This window comes from Francisella opportunistica (assembly GCF_003347135.1).
Lineage (GTDB): Bacteria > Pseudomonadota > Gammaproteobacteria > Francisellales > Francisellaceae > Francisella > Francisella opportunistica.
The window spans coordinates 1,258,575-1,284,948 of sequence record NZ_CP022377.1; the positions used below are offsets into that span (position 1 = coordinate 1,258,575).

Genomic DNA, 26,374 nt, shown 5'->3' on the forward strand with positions numbered 1-26,374 from the left:
TTATAAAATTCCTTTAAGTATATACTAAAGCGTGGTATTGAAGAAATAAAAAGTAAAATAATGGAACAAATTATTAGTAGTAAAAAATTTGGGCTTATAAGGCTAATAATGATAAACATTATTGCTGTTGATAGCTTAAGAAATATTTCTATCACGGCTCACGCTGGCTGGATCGTTATAACTTTTTATATTTTAGCTGGAATTTTCTTCTTGATTCCATGTGCACTACTAACTGCAGAAATGTCTACAGGTTCTTCACAAGAAACTGGTGGTGTTTATATTTGGGTTAAAAAGGCATTTGGTAAGAGATTAGGTTTTTTAGTTATCTGGTTACAGTGGGTTTATAACTTAGTTTGGTTTCCATCTATTTGTGGTTTTTTTGCTGGAGTAATTGCCTATGTCATAGCACCGCTGACAGGGGAAGGCGCTAATCAATTAGTCGCTAACCCATGGTATATGATTTCAATGAGTTTAGTGATGTTTTGGAGTGCAACAGCAATTAATTTATTTGGTATCAAGACATCAAGTGCAGTAAGTACGCTTGGTGCTATTATTGGTACACTTTTACCGATGTTTATTATTATCATAATAGCAATAATATGGTCAATGTCTCATAGTGCCGAAATTATTGCACCAAAGATTTCTGACTTTATTCCATCAGGTAACAATATCAGCAGCTGGGCTTTATTTATAACAGTTATGTTTAGTCTTTTTGGTTTAGAGATGAGTGCTATTCACGCAGCAAATGTCAAAAATGCTAAGAAAAACTTCCCACGTGCATTACTAATTTCAGGATCTGTAATATTAGGATCTTTGATTTTATCAAATATCGCTGTGATATTAGTAAGCAGCCAGTTACAAATTGGTGATGTCGATATCGTTACAGGTCTGATGGTTTCTTTCCATTATTTCTTTAGTCAAATTAATATGCCATGGTTGACTTATATCATTGCAATAACGTTGATATTTGGTGCATTTACAACAACATCTGCTTGGATTATGGGATTATCTAGAGCTTTTATGGTTGTCAGTAATGATAACATCTTGCCACAAATATTTGGTAGAACTAATAAAAATGATGCTCCTGATACTATGCTTATTACTCAAGCACTAATTTTTACAGTATTTTGTTTCTCTTATATTTTTATGCCGTCTGTAAATGAAGCATACTGGTATCTTAGTGATTTGACTGCACAACTAGCGGTGTTAGCATATATATTGATGTTTATCGCAGCTGTGAAATTAAAGATTAGCGAGCCTCTTCAACAGGGTCAGTACGAAATATTTAAAGGATCTTTTGGTACTATACTAATGGCATTATTAGGCTGTTTTGGCTGTTTAGTTGCGATAATTGTTGGATTTATTCCAATAGATAATATGGCTATGTCAGTTTTCAATTTTGATATGATGCTTATTATCGGTATTGTCGTTGCGCTAATTATTCCCGCAGTCATAACAATTAAAAAATAAATCTTAAATGTTTATAAAAAGTTTTGATACTCTAAAAATATTCAAATATTATCTAAAACTGTTACAATATTAACAATTTTAACTGACAAAATTTTTATATTAAATGCTTTTAAAAACTATAAAAGATTGGTATCAAAACAGATATCAAAATAATGAGCCAATAGCATTTGTTGGTTTGATGTTGTTTTTTTATCTAGTTTTAACTTTTTTAGGTGACTATATCGCTCCAATACTAGCTGCATTAGTAATTGCATATTTACTTGATACTTTTGTAAATATTTTACAAAGAATCACAAAACTTAAGCGTATAGTTTTGGTATATATTGTTTATATTATGTTTTTGATAGCACTTCTATCGCTGATATTTGTTTTACTACCAATTATTATTAATCAGCTTATTGATTTTGTAAAACAAGCTTCACATATATTATCAAGCTTAAAAACTAGCTTAGAGGGGCTATCAGCAAAATATCCTGCAATTCTTACTGAAGATAGAATCAACTTTATCGTAAGTTGGTTTGATAGCATCGATTGGAAAAAAATCAGCTCAAATGTCGGCTCTTTTATTCTGCAAAATACCGCAACAACATTGCCAGTTTTATTTTCTGTACTAATTTATTTGTTTCTAGTCCCGTTAATGGTTTTTTATTTTCTCAAAGATAAAGAAAAAATGATTAATTGGTTTAAATCATTTTTGCCGGAAGAAAATGGTGCTTTGTACTATGTTTGGAATGATCTAAAACCAAAACTAGCTGACTATGTAAGAGGAAAGGCAATCGAGCTTATTATCGTCTCTACTGTTACTTATATTGGTTTTGCCTACTTTAATCTAAACTACGCGGTACTTTTAGCTGTCGGGGTCGGCTTATCTGTAATAATTCCTTACGTTGGTATGGTAATTATTACAATTCCAGTTGTAATGGTAGGAATCCTTCAGTTTGGCTTAAATGGCACTTTTGTATCAATGTTGGTAGTATTTTTTATAATCCAGGCCCTAGATGGTAATTTACTTGTTCCACTACTTTTTTCAGAAGTTTTAGATATACATCCTGTAGGTGTTGTTTCGGCAATTCTTATATTTGGTGGTATATGGGGGCTATGGGGAATATTCTTTGCAATACCATTAGGTCTACTATTTATTTCAGGCGTAAATATGTTTAGAAATCACCTTAAAGGTAAAAAAAGTCAGTCTAATATAAACCTATGCTAATTAAACAAAAAAAAATTGATCACAATATCTTTAGCAACCTACTAGCTAAAGGCTATGACTCTTTTACAGCAAAAATAATCTCAGCTAGAGTAACCCAAATAGATAATATTAATCTAGTATTAAATGGTTCAATCAAAGATCTATCATCACCCTTTTTATTTAAAGATATCAAAAAAGCTGTAGAACGTCTTTATCAAGCACTACAAAATAATGAAGTTATAGGTCTAGAAACTGATCATGATTGCGATGGTCAAACTTCACACGCGATTTTATATGAGGCTTTGGTAAAAATATTTGGCTACCCTAACGAAAAGATTCGCTCATACATTGGTCATAGATTACAGGAAGGTTATGGTTTATCAGAATCGCTAATGAATAGAATTCTTACAGATAAGATAAGACCAAGTTTAATTATAACAGCAGATAATGGTTCTACAGATGAACCACGAATTGCTATCCTCAAACAAAATGGCATAGATACAATTGTAACTGATCATCATGCTATACCTCCAGAAGGTGCTCCTAAAAGTGCTATAGCTGTGCTTAATCCGTCTCAACAAGGCTGTAACTACCCTGATAAAGCTATCGCTGGTTGTATGGTTGCTTGGCTTTTTATGGCTGCACTACGTAGGAAGTACCTTCAAAATAACAAAGCAATATCTCAAACATATGGTTTAAGTAATTTATTAGATTTTGTCGCTATTGGTACAGTTGCTGATTGTGTAAGTATGGCAACTAGTCATAACAATCGCATTGTAACAAAAATTGGTATCGAACAATTAAAAAATAACCAACGCTTATGTTGGGAATTTCTAGATAAAGATAAATTATCAAGTGAATATATCGGTTTTAATATCGCACCAATTCTAAATAGTGACGGTAGAGTTTCTGATGCTTTAGGATCTGTTAGCTTTTTACTCGAGGAAGATAAGCACAACATAGAGGTTATCTTTAATAATCTTAAACAACAAAACAACCAGCGCAAAGAAATCCAAAAAAAACTTACTCAAGAAGCTATAGCTCAAGCCCACCAATTAAATCAGCAAAAAAATTCTTTATGTATTCTTCTAGAAGATGGTCATTCTGGAATTCATGGTATATCAGCAAGTAGAATCAAAGAAATGTTTGGTAAGCCAGTAATTATCTTCTCGCAAACACAAAATGATTCAACTGTAATATCTGGATCAGCACGAAGCCTAGATAATATTCATATCAAAAGTATCTTAGATAACATAGCTGTTAAAGAGCCACAACTAATGATTAAATACGGTGGTCATAAAGGTGCTGCAGGCTTAACAATTAAAAAATGTGATTTTGACAAATTCTATCAATTATTTGAAATCGAAATCACTGACATCACTGCTAAACAGAATATAGTTCTTGAACCTAGTATAGAATATGATTTTGAGCTTGAAGAGAGTGATTTTGAATTAGAAACTTTAGATAAAATAGATGCTTTAGAACCTTTTGGTAGAGAATTTGAAAAACCTTTATTTTGTAATCAATTTATGATTGAGAATTTACGCTTAGTTGGTAAAGATAGAAATCATGCTCAGCTAGTATTACGCTATAAAGATCTATCATCAATCAAAGCAATATGGTTTAATGCTGCTGATAATAAAACTCTAAAGCAAATAACTATTGGTGATTCTATAAAAGCCTGCTATGAGCTACAAAAAGAAGAATTCTTAGGTCAAGTAAATTTATCACTTAATATTAAAACCATCGAAAAATGAAAGATCATAGCTACATAACAACGCAACTTAGCCAGTATATAGATGATATAAAAGTCGAATATTTTCCAACTATAGGTTCAACAAATGACTACTTCTTAGAGGCGAATTTGACGCATAAATACCACTTTTGTTATGTAGATAAGCAAACAAAAGGTCGTGGTCGTCGTGGCGATAAATGGATTTCTGAAGGTAAAGATAATATCTACTCAACATTAGCATTTCATTGTAATTTTGCTATCACAACTGACTCGCTTAAAAGTGTCAAAATAGCATTAAGTGTCTTAGCAGCTATCAAAAAATACATTCCGAAAAATCTACAACAATACCTAAAAATAAAATTACCGAACGATATTTATTTTCAAGATCAAAAACTTGCTGGCATACTCATAGAAACCAAAAATATCAAAAAAGATAGTTTTGATATCCTTATTGGGGTGGGTATCAATGTCAATATGACGAATATTGATGAAAATATTGATCGAGAATGGACATCTTTATCAAGCATAAATAACCAACAATTAAACTCATCAGCAGTTATAGTTGATCTTGTTAAAAGTATTATTTTTAGCTTTGATACAAGTGATGTGGCTGCGTTATCGCAATTAGCTAGTTATGACTATATCTTAGATAAAAAAATTATTTTTAACTATGCTGATAAAAGTTATCAAGGTATTGCCAAAGGTATTTCAAAAGATCTTAAACTAAAAATTATAGATGAAAATAATAATTATTTTGAATTTGAACTAGCGAATATTAATAAAATTAGAGTTATAAAATGAGATTAGAAAATATTAAAAAACGCGCTGAATATCTTGCAAAGATTCGCAGCTTTTTCAAAGATTTAGATATTCTAGAAGTTGATACTCCTATAGCCTATGATTTTGCAGTTACAGATCCATTTATAGAGGTATTTAGTATAAATACAGTAGCTGGAAAGAGGTATCTACAAAGCTCTCCAGAATATGCTATGAAAAGATTACTTGCCGCTGGCAGTGGTAGCATTTATCAAATTTGTAAGGCGTTTCGTGACGAGCCTTGTGGTCAGTTGCATAATCATGAATTCACGATGATAGAATGGTACCGTGTTGGTATAAATTACTTTCAGCTAATGCAAGAAATGCAAAAGCTATTTACCATGCTTAAAGCAAATTTAGAGTTTATCTATTTAAGCTATCAAGAAGCTTTTGAAAAATGTTATAACATTAACCCACACAATATTTCTTTAACTGAATTACAAGCAATAATTAGAGAAAATGTTGGTGAGATACAGGGATTTAAAAATCCAACTATTGCAGATTGCTTAGATATCCTTTTTAGCTATAAAATCGAAAAAAACCTTAATCAGCAAAATACTGTTTATTTTATCTATGACTATACAAAACACCAGTCAGCCTTAGCTAGGAAAGTTAATGATAAAAACAAACAATTAGTTGCCGCAAGATTTGAAGTTTTTTATAATGGTATTGAACTAGCAAATGGTTACTATGAGCTTATAGATAAAAAAGAGCAATTAAAGCGCTTTGAGAGTGATCTTGCAACGAGAAAAGAACAACAAAAGGCTCTTTTAGATATTGATACTAAACTTCTAGATTGTTTAGAAAATATTCCTGAATGTTCGGGAGTTGCTTTAGGCTTTGATAGACTACTTATGAGTTTAGAGGGTATTAGCAATATAAAAAATCTAACTATTTTAGATTAAACTATTCATATTTGTGCAGTGTAATTGGATTTATCGCAAACTCTATATTTAAGTCATTTAACTCTTTAGCAATATTTATAAAAATTTCATCCTGAACATTGTTAAAATCAATAAAAAAAACTTTATTAACCAGCGCATAAATTTGTATATTAATACCATTACTACCAAAACTACCCTCTGACTTACCAGAAATATTAGTGCCACCTGATGCTAATGAAACTGCTAGAGTTTTATTCTGGTCAATATTTGGATGTGATTTAAGTATCTCTAAAATTTTTTGTTTAATAACTGGAATTTTATCAATATATTTATAATCAATAGTTATAAACTGTACTATGCGCCTATGCGTTCGACGAGACGTTGTAGTTATACAAGTATTAAGAAATACAGAGTTTGGTATATGCATTGGCGCTGTTTCATAATTATCAACTCTAGTAGTTAAAATGCCAATTTTTTTGATAGTGCCACTAAATTTAATCGTAGAATTTATATCTGAAGAAATAATATCACCCTCGGAATATTTACGATTAAATACTACAAATAAGCCACCAAATAAATTTGTCAGAAGAGTACTTTGTGAAAGAGTCAAGCCAGCAAAAGCAACCCCACTGAAAGCACCTAACGCGGTAAGAGGAACGCGAAAAGCTGCCAAAATTAATATCACTGATATTACTATAGCACCAAGCTCTAAAGCCTTAAATATAGCATTGATATCTCTAAAATCATCATAAGCATCTTTTTTTTCAGCTTTTTTCTTTTCAATAGCAATGTTTTTACTTTTATACAAAAATCTAAATAGACTGATAATAATTGCTAAATAAATACAAAAATCAAAAATCTTATTCGAGTATGAAATAATAACTGCTTTATAGTCTGGTAAATGTACTATTACAGGTAGGTCAACACATGTTTTTATAAAATACGACCAAATAATTAAATACAGGGTCAGCTTAAATGATTTTACAAATGAATATCTAATTGTATTTTTATGCTTAATTACTAAAAGACTTCCTAATAAAGATATAATCACACTAAGAACTAAACATATAACAAAATCAATAAAAAGTATATATGTAGTAGAATAGTTCTCAACTCTTAAGAGTATATGGTTTAAAAGATTCATTTTATAATTTAATTTAAAGAATATATTTATATATTAATATATTTTATAACTTAGGTATATCTAAAATTATATGTTTGTATCTAGTTATTTTGACTTTGTGATGTTGTTTCATCATCAATCACAACATTATTGATATTTGCGGTAGTCGGTGGGTGAGCTACTAGTGTTTTTGTTGCAGTTGAATTATCTGCAGCTGTTGCTGGTATCTCACTAGCTTTATTAGGGTCTGTATTATCAGTAGGTTTCACATTAATAGTATCTGAGGATATAGACGGCTGCTGTTGCTCGGAATTAACAATATCATAATTAATCGGAGTATATATAATAGCAGATTTTGAATTTTCTGGAGTTACAGGATGTATGTTTTTTCTGATATGTTGAGTTACCAAAACAATTATAGCTATTGCTATTATTAGTATTGCTAATCTGTTAATGTAGTCAAAAAACTTCAATTTACCGTAGCGTGATTTTTTATAATAAAGAATATCAATTTTATTAAGTATTGATACTATTTTTTTTTCAGGAATCTCTAGATATTCACAATATCTTCTAATTTGATTTTTAAGTACACTACTAGAATTTAGTAATAAACTATCATTTTCAGCTTCTTCTATGAGTTTTATAGTTTCTACCGACAAATTAATAGCGTCAGCTATAGTTTCTCGTTTAAGCTCTTTAGAATCTCTAACATTTTTAAGAAAAGATTGAAAATTATACATAATTTTACAACTGACTAATTATTTAATAATACTAGCCAAAATTATATAAGAAAAAAAGTAAAAATTAAATGCAGATATATAGAAAGATTAATTTAGTTATTTAGCTTTTTTCTGTTCTAGCAGCTTTTCTAAGAAGTGAATGTTAGTTCCACCCTTGATGAAAACTTCATTATTTAGAATCTCTTGATGAAGTGGTATATTTGTCTTGATACCATTAATCACCATTTCTTCTAAAGCTGCACGCATTTTCTGTAACGCTGTCTCTCTGTTATGACCACGCACAATAACCTTAGCGATCATTGAGTCATAGTTTGGTGGGACAACATACCCTGAGTATATATGAGAATCCACACGCACTCTAGGCCCTGCTGGCGGATGATACATATCAATCTTACCAGGTGAAGGAATCATTCTTTCAGGATCTTCTGCATTTATTCTACACTCTATTGCATGCCCTACTATAACGATATCTTCCTGTTTCCAGCTTAGACCTTCACCATTAGCAACTCTGATTTGCTCTTTGATAAGATCTGTAGAGGTAATCGACTCAGTAACAGGATGTTCTACCTGAATTCTAGTGTTCATTTCGATGAAGTAGAACTCACCATCCTCATACAAGAATTCAAAAGTACCCGCACCACGGTATTTTAATATCTTACATGCACTGACGCACTGCTCACCAATACGCTTTCTTTCCTCATCAGTAAGACCTATTGCTGGAGCTTCTTCGATAACTTTTTGGTGTCTTCTTTGAGTAGAGCAATCTCTTTCAAATAGATATACAGCATTACCTTTACCATCGCCAAAAACTTGAATTTCAATATGACGTGGATTTTCTAGGAATTTTTCCATATACACCATATCGTTATTGAAAGCTATTCTTGCTTCACTCTTTGTTAGAGAAATAGCACTAATAAGGTCTTCTTTCTTTCTAACAATACTCATTCCACGACCACCGCCACCACCAGCAGCTTTGATAATAACTGGGTAGCCGATTTTATCAGCAATTTCTAAGTTTTTCTTTTCATCGCTTCCTAACGGACCACCTGAACCTGGTACACATGGAACGCCAGCTTTTTTCATGTATTTGATAGCTTCAACTTTATCACCCATTATCTCTATGCTTTCTGCACGTGGACCGATGAATATAAAGCCACTTTCTTCAACAGCTTTAGCAAATTTTGCATTTTCTGATAAGAAACCATAACCTGGATGTATTGCATCAGCATTAGTAATTTCAGCAGCAGTTATAATTGCTTGGATATTTAGATAACTAAGATTAGGAGCAGGAGGACCTATACAAACTGCTTCATCAGCTAGTTTAACATGCATAAGATTAGCATCAGCTGTAGAATACACAGCAACTGTCTTAATTCCCAACTCTCTACAAGCTCTTAAAATTCTAAGGGCTATCTCACCTCTATTGGCAATCAGTACTTTTTTAATCATTTTGTATTACCTTTAAAAAGTTTATGCTATGAAGTCTCTATTTAAATTATCAGCTTATAGCTTATTACTCAATAATAAATAGAGGTTGATCAAATTGAACAGGATCGCCATCTTTAGCAATAACTTTGATAATTTTACCTGCTCTCTCTGCTTCAATCTTATTCATAATTTTCATTGCTTCGATAATACATAGTACATCACCTTTTTTAACTTCTTGGCCTTCCTTAACATAAGGAGCTGCATCAGGTGAAGATGCACTATAGAAAGTACCCACCATTGGAGACTTAATCTCTTCACCATGTATTTCTTCAGCCATATCTGCTTTAGTTGCTGCTGGAGCAGTTGAAGTTGAAGTAACAGCCGCAGTCGCTGCTGGAGCAACACTACTAGCCACAGGTGCTGCAGAAACAACACTTGTAACAGATGCTGTATTATTTTTTGTCATAAAAATGCTTGAACTACCATCTTTAACTCTGATTTCTTTTATATCACTTGAGTTAAGAATTTCAGCTAATTTATCAATTGCTTTTAGTAAATCCATTTTTTTCTACTCTCCTTTCATATTTATATAATTTATTGCTTCTATTAAAGCTAATTTATAACCATTTGGCCCAAACCCAAATATACACCCATAAGCTATATCTGATAGAAGCGACTTAGTCCTAAATTCTTCCCTATTATATATATTCGACAAATGTATTTCAATAAAAGGCTTATTTATAGCTAAAAAAGCATCTCTTATTGCAACACTTGTATGTGTATAAGCTGCAGGATTTATAAGAATGATTTTTGCAGCTGTCTGCTGTATTTTATCAACAATTTCACCCTCATGATTACTCTGATAAAAATCAATACTTAGATTATTCTTTTGAGCGATTTCTAATAAATCATTATTAATATCATCTAGAGTTTTATGTCCATAAAACTGAGGCTGACGAGTGCCTAATAAATTAAGATTTGGTCCATTAATAACTAAAATATTCATATTCTAAATATCCTTATAGCTTTTGAATGATTTAACTGCATATTTTTTATCTGTCTCGATACAATAACAACTAAGCTTACCACCAAATACACAACCTGTATCTAAAGCTATTATATTTTTATCTTTTGTCTCACCCTTAATAGCTGCCCAGTGTCCAAAAATTATTTTATACTTATCTGCAAATTTTTTATGCTTTAATTTAAACCATGGCTTAAAGTTTTCAGGTATCTGATCAATAGTTGAACTAAATTTAAGATTCAAGCAACCATTTTTATCAATTGTTCTCATCTGCGTGAAGTAGTTAAGAATACATATCCATCTTTCAATACCTTCTAATTCCTTATCCCATTTATCACCTTCATTATTAAAAAGATTTGCCAATAAAAGTCTTCTTGTCGTTTGATTTTTTAGAACAAACTCAACTTCATTTGCCCTTTTCATTGCTTTTTTAGGTGACCAAATATGCGGAATTCCTGCATGAGCTATAAAAACATTACCCGTTCTTATTAAAAGATTTTGATTACATAACCAATCTTGAATCTCTTTTAGATTTTTTGCTTTGATAATATCATTGAATGTATTCTTATTATTTGAAGGTAAATAATTATAACTAACCGCTAAAAATAATATTTCATGGTTACCTAAGGTAACCTGTGCGGAATCGCCTAAAGACATGATAAAATTTATAGTTTCAAGAGATTTAGGACCTTTGTTAATAATATCTCCAGCAAAAATAAGCTTGTCTTTTCGTATATCAAACTTTATCTTATGTAATAATAATTGCAGTTCATCGTAACAGCCCTGTACGTCACCAATAACATATGTAGCCATTTTGTATGCCTTAACTTAAAAAGTTTGCTAAGCTGACAAAATCTCCAACACTTAAATTCTCTGCTCTCAGATTAGTATCTACAGGCAAGGTGTTAAGATCAATCTTTTGCGCTTTTAATATACACTTTAAGTTATTATGCAAAGTTTTTCTACGTTGCGCAAAGCTTTGTTTGACAATTTCTTCAAAAAATTTGTAGTTTTTTAGCGATGCTTTATTATTTTTAGGTTTAAGTCGTAGAATAGCCGAGTCAACTTTAGGCTGTGGATAAAAAACTTCTGGAGGAATTTTTAAAATCATACTACAATCAAAGTGATACTGTAGTATCACCGATAATCTTCCATATGATTTACTATTAGGTAAAGAAACTATTCTTTCAACAACCTCTTTTTGTAGCATAAAATGAGCATCAACAATTTTCTCACTATCTTTGATTACCTTAAAAAGTATTGGCGAGGAAATGTTGTAGGGAAGATTGCCTATTAATTTTATTTTTTGGTTTGAAATATCCTCCAAAGAAGTTATATCAAATTTCAAGAAATCTTGATTATATACACATGGAGTTCCATATTTTTGACAATTTGCTATTAGTGTGTCGATAACACTTGTATCAAACTCAACAACATTAACATTATCACTACTTGAAAGTAAGTATCTTGTCAGAGCCCCTAACCCAGGTCCAATCTCAAGGACGATATCATGCTTTTTTATATTAGCTAGTTGGACAATCTTACGAATTATATTTTCATCTTGGAGAAAATTCTGTCCTAGTGATTTCTTTGCTTTTATCTTATATTGCATTTTAGTAAAGCTCTGGTGTCTTTAAATCATCTTCGAGTATTTCTATATATGCATCGTCTTTCATCGATGTTAGCCAAGTTTTATAAATTTCTTGAGCCTTTTCAGAGAATATTGCTTCCAGGGCTTTTTGTTCTTTAAGCTGCTCAGCAGCATCATACTCTTTGGTTTTGGTATATTTAATAATCATCCAAGTTCTGCCATCTGCTTGGAAAGGTTCTGATAACTCGTTTTCTTTTAATTGCTTAAGTTGCGCAAATGCAGCTGAAGGTAACGAAGGTGGACTATCAAGTTCTGATACCCATTTAAACTTACCATTAGGATGGTCATAATCTTGGTTATATTTCAGCGCAACTTTAGTAAATTCTTGACCACTCTCGATAGCAAGCTTTGCTCTTTCAAGAGAACTTTTAGCTCCCTCCTCGCTCATACCACCATCAAGCTTAATTTCTATTGCGTAGACATAATACTTCGTTACTTTTTTACTTAATATCGGTGCTTTTTCATCGAGATTATCTATATATATCATTTGTAAAGTATGATTAACTATAAATGGTTGTGATACTTGATGATTTTTAAGTCCTTTTACATATTTCTTATATATCTCGGGTATCGAATCAAACTTAACCTGTTGACTAACTATACCTCCGGAGATTGCATTTGGAGCTTGGGAAAATTGTTTGACAACTTCAGAAAAATCAATACCACTGTCATTGACAGCAAGAGCTAGTTTTTTAAATAAATCTATTTTCTTTTGACGCGCTTTTTTAGAATCTGGCAAAGCTACAATAAGGTTTTTAAGCGTATATAACTTAACAGGTGCCATTTCTCTATCAAACTGTTTTTGATGTTTTTTAATATACTTCTGTATCTCTTCAGGTGAGACATATACTTGCTGTGCTATAGCTTGCTGTTGTAGTTGACTTATCATCAACTGATCTCTAATTCTTTTTTTATAACTATCAAATGACATCCCTGCTGCTTCGATATTAAGTCTTAAAGAATCTACTGAAACACCATTTTTTGCGGCAATATCTTGTATTGCCGTATCTATTTGTTGATTAGATATTGTGATATTATTACGTTCTGCAAGTTGTAGCAAAACACTTTGGGATATCAAATCTTGTAGTGCTTGTCTTTTTAGTTTTAGAGGGTCTGTATTAAAAGTTGAATTTGGCTGCATTGCCTCTAGCTTAGCAACCTCTTGATCTAACTCAAAAGATGTAATTGGTTTACTATTTACTATCGCCACCGTCTTGTTTACAAGGTATTTTTTACCTGATATGCTCATTGATGCTGGCGATGTGTCATCAATGCCGGAATCAAAAGAATTTTGAAACATACTTGAAGAGATATCTGAATAAGCATCAGTTAGCATAAATATCAACAAAATAATTAGTGTTAACTTCCTCATTATTCTCCTTCTCCCCACTCTCCTACATTATAACCATTTATTTGTTGTAGACGCGAAGATATATCACTAGTATTACCAATACCTCCAAGCCCCTTTAATTCAAACTCAAACATATAAGTATTAACTAACGGACCAAGTTGGGTTGGATTATTAGGGTCTTGGTTAGTATATGCACTTGCCTGCCATAACGCTCTAAATGCCCAAGACTTAGCATTATATTGTAAGCCTGCAAATACATTAGCAATCTTCTTCTGGAAAAAATTATAGTTCCATAAAGCTGTAATGCCCCAGTGATCAGTAATATTTAATAACGTAGAAAGAGTAATAGTTTCTTGTGGTTGAGGCTTTTGTCCATTAATAATTTGTTGCTCAGTTAGTGAATTCCAGTTGTTTGCAATATTGTTATACGAAACATTAAAGATGTTTTCATTTTCATCTTTATATGATAGTTGATACACTTGGTAATCAACAACTTCCTGCTTAACTCTATAATTGACTTGAGCTGATAAATATATATTTTTCATTATTTGAAATTCAAATGAAGACATAATTGGAGAGAAAGTATCTGTCGAAAAAGGATCCATTAACCCTGGATTTGGGCAAGCGGAGTTTCCTTGACACAAATTAACCTTTCTATCAGCAAAGTAAGCCATTTGACCAATTTTAGCAGATGCTAAAGTAGTTCCGTCATCATTTCTTGTTGTAGAAGCTTCTAATGCGTATGTTAGCTGGTTAGCATTATTAATCCTATCATAACCAGTAAATCTATTTACTTGGAACATCTGCATATATTGTTCATTTTGTAAGCTTGTATCAAATAGAGGAATATCTGTTTGATTTTGATATGGAATGTAGGTATAGAATAACCTAGGTCTTAAAGTCTGAGTATATGAGCCATTCTCGGTAGTATAATCTCTATCAAAATAAGCACCGGCATCAATATTAAATATTGGTAATACACTAGTGACTGTACTATTAGTAAATTGTACCGTATCGGTAGCTTTATTATCTAATTGGTAGTATCGAATAGGCACTTGTAATGACGGATTAAAATAGCTCCAACTGTTAGAGAAATTACCTTGTATTTTAGGAGCATCATAAGACCTAAAACCACTAACATTAGTCCCTTGTACAGGGCTTACACTAGGACTCACTGGCCATGGTGATTTGTAAAAATAGGTATTTAAAGTATTTGCACTAATTGTAAGGTAATCTGGTGTATATCCTGCTGAGGTAATATTAAATTTGACTTCAGGAAGTTTGGCATAAGGTATATTCGCAAGGTCAATAATTGGATTTACAACGCCATAATCTAGTACCGTTATTCCCGAATCAATATAGCTATTGGTATAATTTAAATCAAACTCTCTATCAAGTAGTGTCTTTGTAACTAAATTAACATTACCTGATGAAAAATCATTATAATAATTTGGATCGCTTATATATTCATAATTTAAGTTCGTCGTTAAGCCTTCATATTGTCCAGTAGTTGACAAAGTAAAAGCACCACGCATTTTCTTATCCTTAAAATCATAAGGGACTATTGATCCTTCAAACTGGCCTTGAAAATATTTAGTCATGTAACGGAATGTACCTTCCTCCATTAAGCCTCTTTGAGACCATACAACGCTGTTTAGTAAAAAGTCGTAGTTAGGGGCAAGGTTAAAATAATAAGGTACAGATATACCAATACCAGAGTTGGCATTTTGTACAAAACCGGGATATAAGAAACCAGATCTTCTTTTATCATTAATTGGGTGTGAAAAGTACGGTATGTACATTACTGGAATATCTTGGATTTCAAAATAACCATTTTTGACATACGCCATCTCAGTATTTGTGTCAATATCAATGTTATTACCAGTAATTTTCCAAGCATTATCATAAGGATCACCTGAAGTAATATATCCATCATTAAGTATTAGCTCACCTGAAGATTCTTTTTTGAATGTTTTAGCATAGCCGCGTAAGTAACCACTAAAATGTTCTTTATCATACATCCTAGTTTTTGGCATTTCACGCGCTAATCTGAAGTATGCTTCATCAGTACTATAAGTACCATTTCTCATATCAGCATCTAACTCTGTAGTACGTATAACTATACCTGTGGATGGTTGCTTAGCGATAACATTTCCAGTCATCACTAATGATCCTATTGCACTATTATCATCATTTAGGTTTATTATCGCGTTATTACCGTACAATTCCTGATCACACTGTAGGACTTGAACATTCCCAGATGCTATTAATGTACCATCATTATCAAACTCAGATCTCTCATAGCTAAGATCTGTCTTTTTCGACTCACATAATGCTTTAGTAAACTGGCTATCATTACTGTAGTAACCACCAACAAAATATGATGGTTTCTTAACCCATGCCAGGTCATCAGCAAGAGCCTTTTCTTTTTCAGCTGTAGTAAGCTCTTTACTAAAAACATTCTTTGGCTTCTTTGCTCGTTTACAATTCCACTCACCATCGACAACCTTACATTGCCAATCTTCTTTAATAGGGTTATTACTCATTATCCGCGCAGCATTTGCTTGCACCGTAAACAATACAGTGCCAAAAAACATTAATAGATACTTATGAATCCCCTTTAACATAATTGACCTTTGAGAGCCTTAATTTATTTGAGTTTTTTAAAATAACCGTGATATTATATCTACATTTAAAAAATATTTCTATTCTTTAAACTCTAGATATAACAAAACAATTAGGCTATTTAAATGAATATAGAAAATTATTTATCAGAAATTCTTGCAAAAGTATTCCAAAAATTAGGTTATGCAGAAAGTTTTGCCAAAGTTGTAACCTCAACCCGTGAAGGAGTGGGTCATTTCCAGTGTAATGGTGCTATGCCTTTAGCTAAATTTGCTAGAAAGCCACCTTTTATAATTGCTGAAGAAATAATAGAGCATCTTGACGCTGAAGATGTTTTTGCAAAGCTAGAAATTGCTAAACCAGGCTTTATCAATATGACTTTAGCACCAAAATTCTTAGCTAAAACTACAGATAAGTTTTTAAACTCTATTAAATTTGGCGCACAAAATAATTCATCAGCAAAAAAAGTAGTTCTCGACTTTGGTGGCCCTAATGTTGCTAAACCGATGCATGTTGGCCATATTAGATCAGCACTTTTAGGTGATGCTTTACAGAGAATCCACAGTTTCTGTGATGATGTTGTTGTCTCTGATGTACATCTAGGTGATTGGGGTACGCAAATGGGTATGCTTATAGAAGAAATAAAACTGCAATCCCCACAACTTATATATTTCGATGAAAATTATACTGGAGAGTATCCAACTGAATCACCAGTAACTGTTCAAGAGTTAGCTGAAATCTATCCTCATGCTTCAAAAAGGTGTAAATCTGACATAATTGAAATGGAAAAAGCAAGATTGGCTACTTTTGAATTACAACAAGGTCGCAGAGGCTATGTTGCACTGTGGCAACATTTTGTAAAAATTTCGATTGATGCAATTAAAAAGGATTTTGATAGCTTGGATGTACATTTTGACTTATGGTTAGGTGAAAGCGACGCTAATAAATTTGTAGATGAGATGATTAGTTACTTTAAAGCTAATAATTTTATCTATGAAGATGAAGGTGCTTGGGTTATAGATACAAATAAAGATGGTGTACCTCCTCTTATAGTTATCAAGAAAGATGGCGGTATTATGTATGGTACTACAGACCTGGCTACTTTATGGCAACGCAGCAAAGATCTTGACCCGGATGAAATAATCTATGTAGTCGATAAAAGGCAATCGCTTCATTTTAAACAAGTGTTTAGCATTGCTGAAAGAACAAGAGTTGTTAGTGAAAAATGTAAGCTTAAACATGTAGCCTTCGGTACAGTCAATGGTAAAGATGGTCGCCCTTTTAAAACTCGTGAAGGTGGTGTGATGCACTTGGCAGATTTAATTTCTCAAGCAAAAGAATATGCCAAAAACAGAATGCCTAACGAGCAAGATGATACTATTATTGATCAAATAGCTATAGCAACTATTAAATTTGGTGATCTAGTTAATAACTATGCTAATGATTATATCTTTGATTTAGAAAAATTTGCGCAGCATGAAGGTAAAACAGGCCCTTATCTCTTATACACTGCAGTTAGAGCCAAATCGATTCTTAAAAAAATATTCGGTGAAAATTATGATATACAATCTCTAACAAAAGATTATAGAATATTAAGTGCAAACAATGAACATGAAGAAAAACTTCAATTACAATTGATACAGTTTCCAATCGCTGTGTCAAGAGCTTATGAAAATTCGCAACCACATCATATTTGTGAGTACGCATATTCATTAGCTAACAGTTTTAACAAATTCTATGTAAATTGTCCTATTACTAATCTTGATGATAAATCACTAAAAAATGCAAGAATTGCTTTATGTATGGCAACTGTCAAAGCTATGACAATCGCGTCGGATTTATTAGGCATCTCTATTCCTGAGAGAATGTAAGAGATAAATTCCAACTTATGATAATCTTTAATTAGTTGTAATAATTATTTTCTCTGAATAATTAAGAAACCCACATTCTACTATCAACTGCATCACTTGTTTAGTTCTTTGTTAAATATAGCTAACTGTTGATTTAACCATTGTTTTAATAGAAACAAGCTGGCTGAGCCTAAGTCGAAGCCTTATTTTACTTAGATTGAAAAAGACATTTCGACAAGCTCAAAGACTTTTTCATATTAAATCAACGTCTCTACTTTTATCTGTATTTAGCTATAAACTCACCTTTTTCTGATCATAGGTAAGCACAATAATTGCTTCATTTATTTCTTTTAGTTTATCATCTTTTAAGAGAAAACTTATTAGCCAATAAAACAACTTTTAATTAAATAACTTACTAAAATCTATCGAATAGTTTTTGAATTTCTTTAACATTATGCGTTTTTATTAAGCACAACTGCAAAAATATTCTCGCCTTTTCTGATGAAAAGATCCCCGATGATACAAGATCAAATTTGTCATCTAAATTATTGTAATTATGGGTAACCTTACCAAAACCAACATAACTTGAACGCACTACTACAATGCCTTTAGCTCGTGCTTTTCTGAGAAAATCTTCTTGATTAGATGGGATATTACCATCGCCGAGACCTGCAAGAACTATACCCTTTAACCCTTTGATAGCCAAAACACTATCTAAAAACTGCGGTGAAATATCAGCTGATTCATAAATCACTTCAACCTTAGGTAATGCTTTTATTTTTCGCAAATCATCAACATTTACTATATTACCAACACATTTAGGTCTTTGATAATAATCAACATCATTGATTATTATTGTACCTAATTTACCATAATTTGGAGCTTTAAATGCATCAATATTTGTTGTATTAGTCTTAGCAACGTCATTTGCAGTTAAGATTTCTTCATTCATTACAACCAAGACACCCTTACCAATCGACTGCTTATTTACTGCAGTAACTACCGCATCATATAAATTCATAAGGGCATCGCTGCTTAGTGATGTAAAAGCTCTCATAGCTCCTACTAAAATGACAGGTTTCTTTACATCTAAAACTTGATTAAGAAAAAACGCTGTTTGTACCATACTATCAGTACCATGAGTTATTATTACCGCATCAACCTTTGGATCATTTAGGAGTTTTTGTATATATTCAGCAAGCTTAATTCGCATCGCCATTGTCATATCTACACTATCAATATTATAAAACTGTTCAGATTTTATATTTGCTAATTTACTAAAAGCAGGCTCTTTTTCTAAAATGTCATCAATTGATAAGCTTCCAGCTTTATAGACAGCATCAGTTGAGGATTTTGCAACACCAGCAATAGTACCGCCAGTTGCCACAATATCCACATTAGGTAAAGCTGCTAAAGCAACTAAATATGAAAGCAAGAACATAGCTATAGCAGCTACAGCTTTTTTAAATATGGGTTGCATAAATTAGCTGTGTTAGACACGGATTGGTTCATAATTCTACATCAAGGTTACAAAAAAAACTACTAAAAGCAAATTAAAAACCAAAATTTATAATTTTTTGTAACTATAACAATCCCAATTTTTCAAAACCAATATTATTTAAAGCACCATATAGAATAACTGCTACAGAATTTGACAAGTTCAAACTGCGACTATTTTTATGCATTGGGATTTTAAGCTGTGTTTGTTTAAGTAGCTCTAAAACATCTACTGGTAAGCCTCTAGTCTCAGGTCCAAAAAGTAAGATATCACCACAGTCAAAATTAACCTGATGGTAGTACTGCTTAGCCTTAGTCGTACATGCCCAGATTTGCTTATCTTTATTGTTTTGGTAAAACTCAGCAAAATTTTTGTAGAGCTTAAGGTCTGCAAATTCATGATAATCTAAACCTGCTCTTCTTAGTTGTTTGTCTTCTAACTTAAAGCCTAATGGTTCTATTAAATGTAAATTAGCTCCAACATTGGCACATAGGCGAATAATATTACCAGTATTAGGCGGAATCTCTGGCTCATATAAAGCTATATTTAACATCCTACTTAATCCAACCTGCTACATCTAAAGCAGTATATGTAAGTATCACTTTAGCACCTGCTCTTTTCATAGATACAAGCGTTTCAATAGTGATTGCTTTTTCATCAACCAAACCAGCGCTAGCAGCGGCCTTTATCATCGCATACTCACCACTGACATGATATGCCGCTATTGGTAAATCTATAATATGATTTAGCTCATTAATAATATCAAGATAGCTCAAAGCTGGCTTAACCATAATAAAATCAGCTCCCTGCTCAATATCTGCCATTGCCTCACGAATTGCTTCTTTCTTATTACGATAGTCCATCTGATAAGTTTTGCGATCACCCTTAAGTGATGAGCTACAAGCACTTCTAAAAGGTCCATAATATGCCGAAGCATATTTGACAGAATACGACATAATACTCACTGTCTCAAAATTTGCTTGATCTAAAGCTTGACGCATCGCGAGTATCATACCATCCATCATACCACTTGGTGCTACTATATCTGCTCCAGCCTGTGCATGAGAAACGGCTGTTTTTTGTAATATTTCTAGTGTTTTATCATTATCAACATAATCATATTCATCTAAAATCCCACAATGACCATGTGGTGTAAAGCTACACATACATACATCTGTAGCTACTACAAGCTCTGGAGCAAGTTGTTTAATTTTTCTAATTGCTTGCTGTGTTATACCATTAGGATCATAATTCTCCGATGAAACAAGATCTTTAATTTTTGGCATACCAAATATCATTAGGCTTTTTATACCAGCTTCAACAATTTGTTCAACTAACTCATCAAGTTTGTCTACTGACCAGTGATATTGATTTGGCATACTTGAAATTTCTTTTTTAATTCCTTGGCCATGTACCACAAATATTGGATACATTAAGTCATCAACACTTAAAATTGTCTCAGCAACCATATCTCGAAAAGTTTGCGTAACTCTAAGTCTACGTGGACGTGATATTGGAAAACTCATATTTTACCTATCTTTTATCTTTATTTGGGTTTTTTCTATATAACACTAAAATATTACCAATAATTTGTACAAGTTCTGAATTTGTAGCTTTAGTAATTTCACTAGCAATTTGTTGTTTTTCTTCTTTAGGTAAACGGCCTGCTTTTACTTTTATCAATTGATGTGATGCTAGTGCTAAGTCAACCTCTAACATTACATTTTCTGTTAAGCCTTTTTCACCCATAAGAACTACTGGCTTTAAGCTATGTGCTTGAGCTTTTAATTTTTGTTGTTGTTTTACATCCATTTTATCTTTACCTATTTTATAATTTCTAATATTAAGTTTTCTAGGACTAGTTCCTTATCAACATTTTTAAAGTTTACAAAATAACTTTGTGCCTCTAGTGCTTTATAATATAGTTTATATATAAAGTCAGCATCAAATTTAGCAGCAAGATACTTTATCACCGCTAATTTATCATAGTTTGCGATATTTTGATTTTGCTCGTCAAGTTTATAGTAATAAACATCTATAATTAGGCTAGTTAACCAATAAAGAGTATCCTTAAAATGTGGATTAGCTTCTTTCAAAAATACATTTGGGTTAACCTGATTAGCTAGCACTTTCATCAAGTTATTTCTCAGTTGCCAAAAATGTTGTTCAAGTTTAATCTTAGCAATTACATTTATGTCATTACGCGACATTTGCAATGACTTTTCGATAGCATCTTTTGACATATCAAATGTATAACTTAGATAATTATACTTATCATCTTGACTAAATTTTATATCATAAACTAAAGATCTACTTTTAACAGTTGGCAAAACCTCACTGTAGTTTCTTGTAAACATCAAAAAGAAAGTATTTTGCGTTGGTTCTTCTAATGTTTTCAACAATGCATTAGCAGCCGATTCGTTTAATAAATCAAGCTCTTCAATTATAATAATCTTTGCTAAATCATTATGCGCTGTCAGCTCACAATTTTTAATTATTTTTTTTATTTCTGCAACTTTAACCTCATCATTTTCAATCGCTGCTATATTTACATACGGAGAGTCATCATAACTAAGTATTTTCTGTCCTAGCAGTAATTGACATAAAGAGTTAATAAAGTTATCTAGCAACACAGCATCTTCTACTCTAAATATACAAGCATGATGAAGCATGTGCTTAGCTTTTTGCTCAAGAAAATTATCAAGAAGTTTTTGATGTGTACTTAAAGTTAACACTTTTATCCTATATTATTTTACGTGTATACAAAAAGTCTGTCATAGTTCTTTTAAGCATAGTGAGTTTAGATTTTAATAATCCTTTTTCTTTTTTTATAACGTAACTTACTTCATATACATCATGCTGTTTGTTAAGTAAATCGATTAAATAATCATCATAAGTCTGAATTTTATCAACCAAACCTAACTCAAGAGCATCTTTGCCAAACCAATATTCACCAGTAGCTACTTTAGTGATATCTAGATTTGGTCTGTATATTAAAATATGCTTTTTAAATAGCTCATGAATATTCTCTAAATCTTGTTTAAACTTGTCACGACCTTCTTCTGTATTAACACCAACTGTTGTTAATGTACGCTTATACTCTCCAGAAGTATGCATTTCAACATTAATACCATTTTTTTCAAGTAATTCTCTAATATTAGGAATAGTACCAACAACTCCAATAGAGCCAACTATAGCAAATGGCGCTGCTATTATTTTATGTGCAACAGCTGACATCATATAGCCACCACTTGCAGCAACTTGATCAATACAAACTGTCAAGTTTATTCCAGCCTGACGAATGCGTTCTAGTTGTGCTGCTGCAAAACCATAACCATTAACAACCCCACCAGGACTATCTATCCTAATAATAATCTCATCCTCTGTATTAGCTACTGCTAATACAGCCGAAACTTCATTACGCAGATTTTCACCCTGAGATGCATGGATATCACCTTTGAAATTAAGGACAAAAGTTTTTTGTTTTGGTTTATCCTGCTTATCTAACTTTTTTTGCTCCTTTAAATACTTCTTATACTCTTTTTTCTCGAGTAAGGTTTCTAAAAGCTGCTGCTTAGTCTGTTTATATTCAGCACCTATTTTATTTATCTCAAGCTTACCTTTTGCTAGCCTTGCGGCTTCTTGTTTTGCTTTGCTTAGTAATGAAAAAAAACTACCAATCACAAAAACTATGGCAACAACTACTAATAAAGTACTAAGGAAAAAAAATACGAAACTTATAAAACTTTGATACCACATATTATTATAACCTTATCTATGTGCTCTTAGAGTCTTAAGTAATGACTCACCAGCACCGCCTTTTAGATTAGCTTTTTTAACCGAATCTCTAGCAAAGAGTCTTTTCTTATATTCATAAATTGCACCGTACTCTTCATCAAGAATAAATCCTTCTGCTTCTAAACAGATAATCAAAGCAGCAATATAACAATCCGCAAGACTAAACCCAGAAGATATAAAAAATTCTGAACCTGAAAAAGCTTTCTCCATTGCTAATAGACTCTCTTTTAAATCTTTGAATATCGATTTAAGCTTTGATTGATCTACTCTATTTTTGCGAATTTGGTCAAGCACTGGATACCATTCATTATCAATTTTATCAAGCGATAGGCGTATCTTTATACGATCATTAACCACACTTGGTAATAAGCTTGGAGCAGGAAATCTCTCATCAATATAAATCAACAATGCTTTTCTGTTATTAATACTATAGTCTTTCTCCCTTAGAACAGGAAAAACACCATTAGGAGAGATTTTCTTAATCATACTTGGTTCTAAATCTCCTGCTTCTACGATATCTGTAATCATTTTCTTTTCTGCTAACGCAATCCTTGCTCTAAGAGAATATGGACAATACTTTGTTGTATATAATGTAACTTTCATCGAATATGCCTTTTAATAGATTAAAACAATTACTCTAGTTTGCTATAATTGTAGATATTAAGAATTAAAAACAAATTTTACCATATTTGTGGATAACTACAACATAGACAAGCATGGCTTTTTACTTGACTTTGCAAGTTGGGATATAAATTTCTGCAATTTAGCTGCTGCACAAGAAAATATTTCACTAACACAAGGTCATATGCTTGTTATAGACTTTTTGCGCCAGTTCTATCAACAAACCAATAAATCACCAGCAATTAGAGAGCTTGTAAAAGCTTTAAAAGAAAAATACGGTGAAAAAATAGGTAATAGTTTATATTTACAAACTTTATTTCCTGTATCACCAGCAGTACAAGCGGCAAAATTAGCTGGCTTGCCTAAACCTAAACGATGTATTTAAGATTAAAGGAGTAAAATCATATGACAAAAGTTTTTTGTAAAAAATATAATCAAGAATTAGATGCAATTCCATTCCAACCATTACCTGGTGAGCTAGGTAAAAAAATTCATGCTGAAATCTCAAATGAAGCTTGGCAAGCCTGGTTAGCACATCAAACTATTTTGATTAATGAATATCGCTTAAATCTAATCGATCCAAAAGCAAGGGAATTTCTCAAAGAAGAAATGCAGAAGTTTTTATTTGAAAATAAAGAAGAAAAACCACAGCAGTTCAGTGAAATGTAGTTGCAGTAGCTTAAAGCTAATATTTTCTTGAGTTTTTAGTTAATTACCGCTAAATTTACTTCATGCTTTTGCTTGACAAATACTACTAACATGAATAAATTTAAAAATTCTTACTATTTTGATACCTTGGTTTTACTAAGCATATACATAGTATATTTCTTTATCTTTCTTGGTTGGCGTCATCTAAGTATACCCGATGAAGGTCGCTATCCTGAAATAGCGCGGGAGATGTTAAGCTCTGGTAATTGGGTTACTCCAACTATTAATGGCGTACCTTTTTTAGATAAGCCGCCTCTTTATTACTGGCTTGAAGCTACTTCAATGCATTTTTTTGGTATTAATCCCTGGGCAATTAGACTACCTCAAGCATTATTTGGTATATTAGGTTGTATTTCAATATATACTTTTGGTAGATATTTCTATTCACGCTTTGCTGGAATCCTAGCAAGTTTTATTTTAGCTGTAAATGTACTTTATTTTTTTGAGGCTCATTATGCAAATATGGATCTTATAGTAGCCAACTTACTTTGGATTGCATTTTTTTTATGCTTAGCTAGTTTAAAACAAACTAATATTAAGACTAAACGCTTGCTTATGTATGCGGCATATTTTGTCTCCGCCCTAGCATTTCTAACTAAGGGGCTTATGGCTATTGTCTTCCCATGTATGACTATATTTGTTTGGATGCTTATAACTAATAATTGGCATAGACTAAAAGAATTATACATACCTACAGGAACAGTATTATTTGTTGCTATAGTTACACCTTGGCTAGTATTAGCGCAGCAACAAAATCCTGACTTTTTATATTTTTTCTTTTATTTTCAACAGTTCTACCGCTTTGTAGGTCATGGTTTTAATAATGCAATAGGACCATGGTTTTATTTTGTAATTATTCTTGCCGTATTCTTACCATTTAGTGTCTTACTTCTTAATAGATTATTCAAAGGTGCAAAAATAATTTGGCAAAATAGAAAACAAGACTTCACAACTTTTTTAATAGCACTTTGGTGTTTATTAATTTTAGCATTTTTCTCAATCCCTAGCTCAAAAATAGTAAGTTATATTTTGCCTATATTTGCACCATTATCACTATTAATGGCATTGTCGTTTGAGAAAATAATTAAAAATAATGACAATGTCATCATGTTTAAAAGAATGCATATTATTGCAAGCATTATATTTCTAGTAGCTGCTGTTGGTGTTATCATATTTTCTTTAATGCAAAAGCGTCTTTTAAACACAGAGGCTCCTATACTATATACTACTTTAGTGGCAATATCTGCGCTACTAATAGCTTTTAGCCTCAAGCTGTCATTAAAAAATCAAATTAAACAAGCAATTATGCTAATAATTTCTGCGCTGATGCTTCTTAATATTTTAGGGCAACTTGTGATTCCTTATTTTGATCTAAGAACTTCTGAGTCTCTGGTTGCTAAAGTACTCAAGAATTCTAATGAAGGTACTATTTTTGTTTATTATAATAGACCTCAGCCAAAGCATTTTATATTAAAAGAAGAGCTAAAACAAAAAGGCTATGAGGAAGACCTACCAATATTATTAAACGATAATATCTATATAGTTTACAACTGGAATACTTATAAACCTGAGATCGATAACTGGGCAAGAGAATTTTATTATGGTATAAATCAGTATAAACAAGCACATAATGGTCAATGGCCTAAATATCTAATAACATATTCTGAATTTAATAAACTGCTAAATAATAACAATATTATTATATTTACTCCAAAAAAACAGTTACAAAAACTAAAACAAACTTACCCTAATGTAAATTTCGAAATCAAAGGCAGTTATAATAAAAATGTTGTAGTTAGTGTAAATAATAAAACTTATAATTAAATACTAGAATCTTTTTTAAAAGAGCATCTAAACTTTTAG

At 31.8% G+C, this 26,374-nt stretch carries 25 protein-coding genes; 9 read left to right on the plus strand and 16 right to left on the minus strand.

All coding sequences use genetic code 11. The annotated features are described in order from the left end of the window. Nucleotides 1-60 precede the first annotated feature (60 nt). The 5 genes from gadC to epmA all read left to right on the plus strand — a co-directional run bounded on the left by gadC (nucleotide 61) and on the right by epmA (nucleotide 6,115). Nucleotides 61-1,470: a glutamate transporter GadC gene (gene gadC, locus CGC45_RS06210; protein ID WP_071629460.1), complete on the plus strand. Its 1,410-nt coding sequence runs from the start codon at nucleotides 61-63 to the stop codon at nucleotides 1,468-1,470. Nucleotides 1,471-1,573: 103 nt separating this feature from the next. Next, the gene (locus CGC45_RS06215; RefSeq protein ID WP_071629461.1) at nucleotides 1,574-2,680 is read left to right on the plus strand and encodes an AI-2E family transporter; all 1,107 of its coding nucleotides are present in this window, start codon (nucleotides 1,574-1,576) and stop codon (nucleotides 2,678-2,680) included. Continuing rightward, complete coding sequence (recJ, locus tag CGC45_RS06220; protein WP_071629462.1) at nucleotides 2,674-4,416, plus strand: single-stranded-DNA-specific exonuclease RecJ; 1,743 nt, start codon at nucleotides 2,674-2,676, stop codon at nucleotides 4,414-4,416. The genes CGC45_RS06215 and recJ overlap by 7 nt, the downstream gene beginning before the upstream one ends. After that, on the plus strand, nucleotides 4,413-5,195 hold the full coding sequence (locus tag CGC45_RS06225; RefSeq protein WP_071629463.1) for a biotin--[acetyl-CoA-carboxylase] ligase: 783 nt from the start codon (nucleotides 4,413-4,415) through the stop codon (nucleotides 5,193-5,195). The genes recJ and CGC45_RS06225 overlap by 4 nt, the downstream gene beginning before the upstream one ends. Further along, nucleotides 5,192-6,115, plus strand: coding sequence for an EF-P lysine aminoacylase EpmA (gene epmA, locus CGC45_RS06230; RefSeq protein ID WP_071629464.1), 924 nt, complete (start codon nucleotides 5,192-5,194; stop codon nucleotides 6,113-6,115). Before CGC45_RS06225 ends, epmA begins: the two co-directional genes overlap by 4 nt. A gap of 1 nt (nucleotide 6,116) precedes the next feature. On the opposite strand, the gene CGC45_RS06235 is transcribed toward epmA, so the two are convergent. From CGC45_RS06235 to CGC45_RS06275, 9 genes are all read right to left on the minus strand, one after another. Then, complete coding sequence (locus CGC45_RS06235) at nucleotides 6,117-7,238, minus strand: mechanosensitive ion channel family protein (protein ID WP_071629465.1); 1,122 nt, start codon at nucleotides 7,236-7,238, stop codon at nucleotides 6,117-6,119. A gap of 80 nt (nucleotides 7,239-7,318) precedes the next feature. After that, the gene (locus CGC45_RS06240; protein ID WP_071629466.1) at nucleotides 7,319-7,957 is read right to left on the minus strand and encodes a helix-turn-helix domain-containing protein; all 639 of its coding nucleotides are present in this window, start codon (nucleotides 7,955-7,957) and stop codon (nucleotides 7,319-7,321) included. Nucleotides 7,958-8,053: 96 nt separating this feature from the next. Continuing rightward, complete coding sequence (gene accC, locus CGC45_RS06245; RefSeq protein WP_071629467.1) at nucleotides 8,054-9,406, minus strand: acetyl-CoA carboxylase biotin carboxylase subunit; 1,353 nt, start codon at nucleotides 9,404-9,406, stop codon at nucleotides 8,054-8,056. A gap of 64 nt (nucleotides 9,407-9,470) precedes the next feature. Continuing rightward, complete coding sequence (gene accB / locus CGC45_RS06250) at nucleotides 9,471-9,947, minus strand: acetyl-CoA carboxylase biotin carboxyl carrier protein (protein WP_071629468.1); 477 nt, start codon at nucleotides 9,945-9,947, stop codon at nucleotides 9,471-9,473. Nucleotides 9,948-9,953: 6 nt separating this feature from the next. Further along, nucleotides 9,954-10,391: a type II 3-dehydroquinate dehydratase gene (aroQ, locus tag CGC45_RS06255; protein ID WP_071629469.1), complete on the minus strand. Its 438-nt coding sequence runs from the start codon at nucleotides 10,389-10,391 to the stop codon at nucleotides 9,954-9,956. A 3-nt stretch (nucleotides 10,392-10,394) separates the two neighbouring features. Further along, on the minus strand, nucleotides 10,395-11,222 hold the full coding sequence (locus CGC45_RS06260; protein WP_071629470.1) for a symmetrical bis(5'-nucleosyl)-tetraphosphatase: 828 nt from the start codon (nucleotides 11,220-11,222) through the stop codon (nucleotides 10,395-10,397). Nucleotides 11,223-11,232: 10 nt separating this feature from the next. Further along, nucleotides 11,233-12,021: a 16S rRNA (adenine(1518)-N(6)/adenine(1519)-N(6))-dimethyltransferase RsmA gene (rsmA, locus tag CGC45_RS06265; protein WP_071629471.1), complete on the minus strand. Its 789-nt coding sequence runs from the start codon at nucleotides 12,019-12,021 to the stop codon at nucleotides 11,233-11,235. A 1-nt stretch (nucleotide 12,022) separates the two neighbouring features. Then, the gene (locus CGC45_RS06270; RefSeq protein ID WP_071629472.1) at nucleotides 12,023-13,432 is read right to left on the minus strand and encodes a SurA N-terminal domain-containing protein; all 1,410 of its coding nucleotides are present in this window, start codon (nucleotides 13,430-13,432) and stop codon (nucleotides 12,023-12,025) included. Then, nucleotides 13,432-16,038 (minus strand): LPS-assembly protein LptD, encoded by a 2,607-nt coding sequence (locus CGC45_RS06275; RefSeq protein ID WP_071629473.1) that lies wholly within the window; start codon nucleotides 16,036-16,038, stop codon nucleotides 13,432-13,434. Before CGC45_RS06275 ends, CGC45_RS06270 begins: the two co-directional genes overlap by 1 nt. 123 nt (nucleotides 16,039-16,161) lie before the next feature. On the opposite strand from CGC45_RS06275, the gene argS reads away from it, so the two are divergent. Next, nucleotides 16,162-17,907 (plus strand): arginine--tRNA ligase, encoded by a 1,746-nt coding sequence (argS, locus tag CGC45_RS06280; protein WP_071629474.1) that lies wholly within the window; start codon nucleotides 16,162-16,164, stop codon nucleotides 17,905-17,907. Nucleotides 17,908-18,301: 394 nt separating this feature from the next. Here the strand turns inward: argS and CGC45_RS06285 are convergent, their stop codons facing one another. The 7 genes from CGC45_RS06285 to sspA form a co-directional block, all read right to left on the minus strand. Beyond that, nucleotides 18,302-19,366: an asparaginase gene (locus tag CGC45_RS06285; protein WP_071629475.1), complete on the minus strand. Its 1,065-nt coding sequence runs from the start codon at nucleotides 19,364-19,366 to the stop codon at nucleotides 18,302-18,304. A 103-nt stretch (nucleotides 19,367-19,469) separates the two neighbouring features. After that, nucleotides 19,470-19,937, minus strand: a complete 468-nt coding sequence (gene trmL / locus CGC45_RS06290; protein WP_071629476.1) for a tRNA (uridine(34)/cytosine(34)/5-carboxymethylaminomethyluridine(34)-2'-O)-methyltransferase TrmL — start codon at nucleotides 19,935-19,937, stop codon at nucleotides 19,470-19,472. A gap of 1 nt (nucleotide 19,938) precedes the next feature. Then, nucleotides 19,939-20,910 carry a porphobilinogen synthase gene (hemB, locus tag CGC45_RS06295; RefSeq protein WP_071629477.1) on the minus strand — a complete coding sequence of 324 codons (972 nt, stop codon included), beginning with the start codon at nucleotides 20,908-20,910 and terminating at the stop codon, nucleotides 19,939-19,941. Nucleotides 20,911-20,917: 7 nt separating this feature from the next. After that, on the minus strand, nucleotides 20,918-21,196 hold the full coding sequence (gene yhbY, locus CGC45_RS06300; protein WP_071629478.1) for a ribosome assembly RNA-binding protein YhbY: 279 nt from the start codon (nucleotides 21,194-21,196) through the stop codon (nucleotides 20,918-20,920). 11 nt (nucleotides 21,197-21,207) lie between these two features. Beyond that, nucleotides 21,208-22,119, minus strand: a complete 912-nt coding sequence (locus CGC45_RS06305) for a DNA polymerase III delta subunit-related protein (RefSeq protein WP_071629479.1) — start codon at nucleotides 22,117-22,119, stop codon at nucleotides 21,208-21,210. A gap of 7 nt (nucleotides 22,120-22,126) precedes the next feature. Next, entirely contained in the window at nucleotides 22,127-23,143 is a 1,017-nt protein-coding gene (gene sohB, locus CGC45_RS06310) for a protease SohB (protein ID WP_071629480.1), read from the minus strand. A gap of 12 nt (nucleotides 23,144-23,155) precedes the next feature. Next, nucleotides 23,156-23,785: a transcriptional regulator SspA gene (gene sspA / locus CGC45_RS06315; RefSeq protein WP_071629481.1), complete on the minus strand. Its 630-nt coding sequence runs from the start codon at nucleotides 23,783-23,785 to the stop codon at nucleotides 23,156-23,158. Nucleotides 23,786-23,873: 88 nt separating this feature from the next. Between sspA and CGC45_RS06320 the strand changes: the two genes are divergently transcribed. From CGC45_RS06320 to CGC45_RS06330, 3 genes are all read left to right on the plus strand, one after another. Then, on the plus strand, nucleotides 23,874-24,188 hold the full coding sequence (locus CGC45_RS06320; RefSeq protein ID WP_071629482.1) for a TusE/DsrC/DsvC family sulfur relay protein: 315 nt from the start codon (nucleotides 23,874-23,876) through the stop codon (nucleotides 24,186-24,188). 20 nt (nucleotides 24,189-24,208) lie between these two features. Then, entirely contained in the window at nucleotides 24,209-24,472 is a 264-nt protein-coding gene (locus CGC45_RS06325; protein ID WP_071629483.1) for an oxidative damage protection protein, read from the plus strand. A gap of 90 nt (nucleotides 24,473-24,562) precedes the next feature. Beyond that, nucleotides 24,563-26,335 (plus strand): ArnT family glycosyltransferase, encoded by a 1,773-nt coding sequence (locus CGC45_RS06330; protein ID WP_071629484.1) that lies wholly within the window; start codon nucleotides 24,563-24,565, stop codon nucleotides 26,333-26,335. Nucleotides 26,336-26,374: the final 39 nt, after the last annotated feature.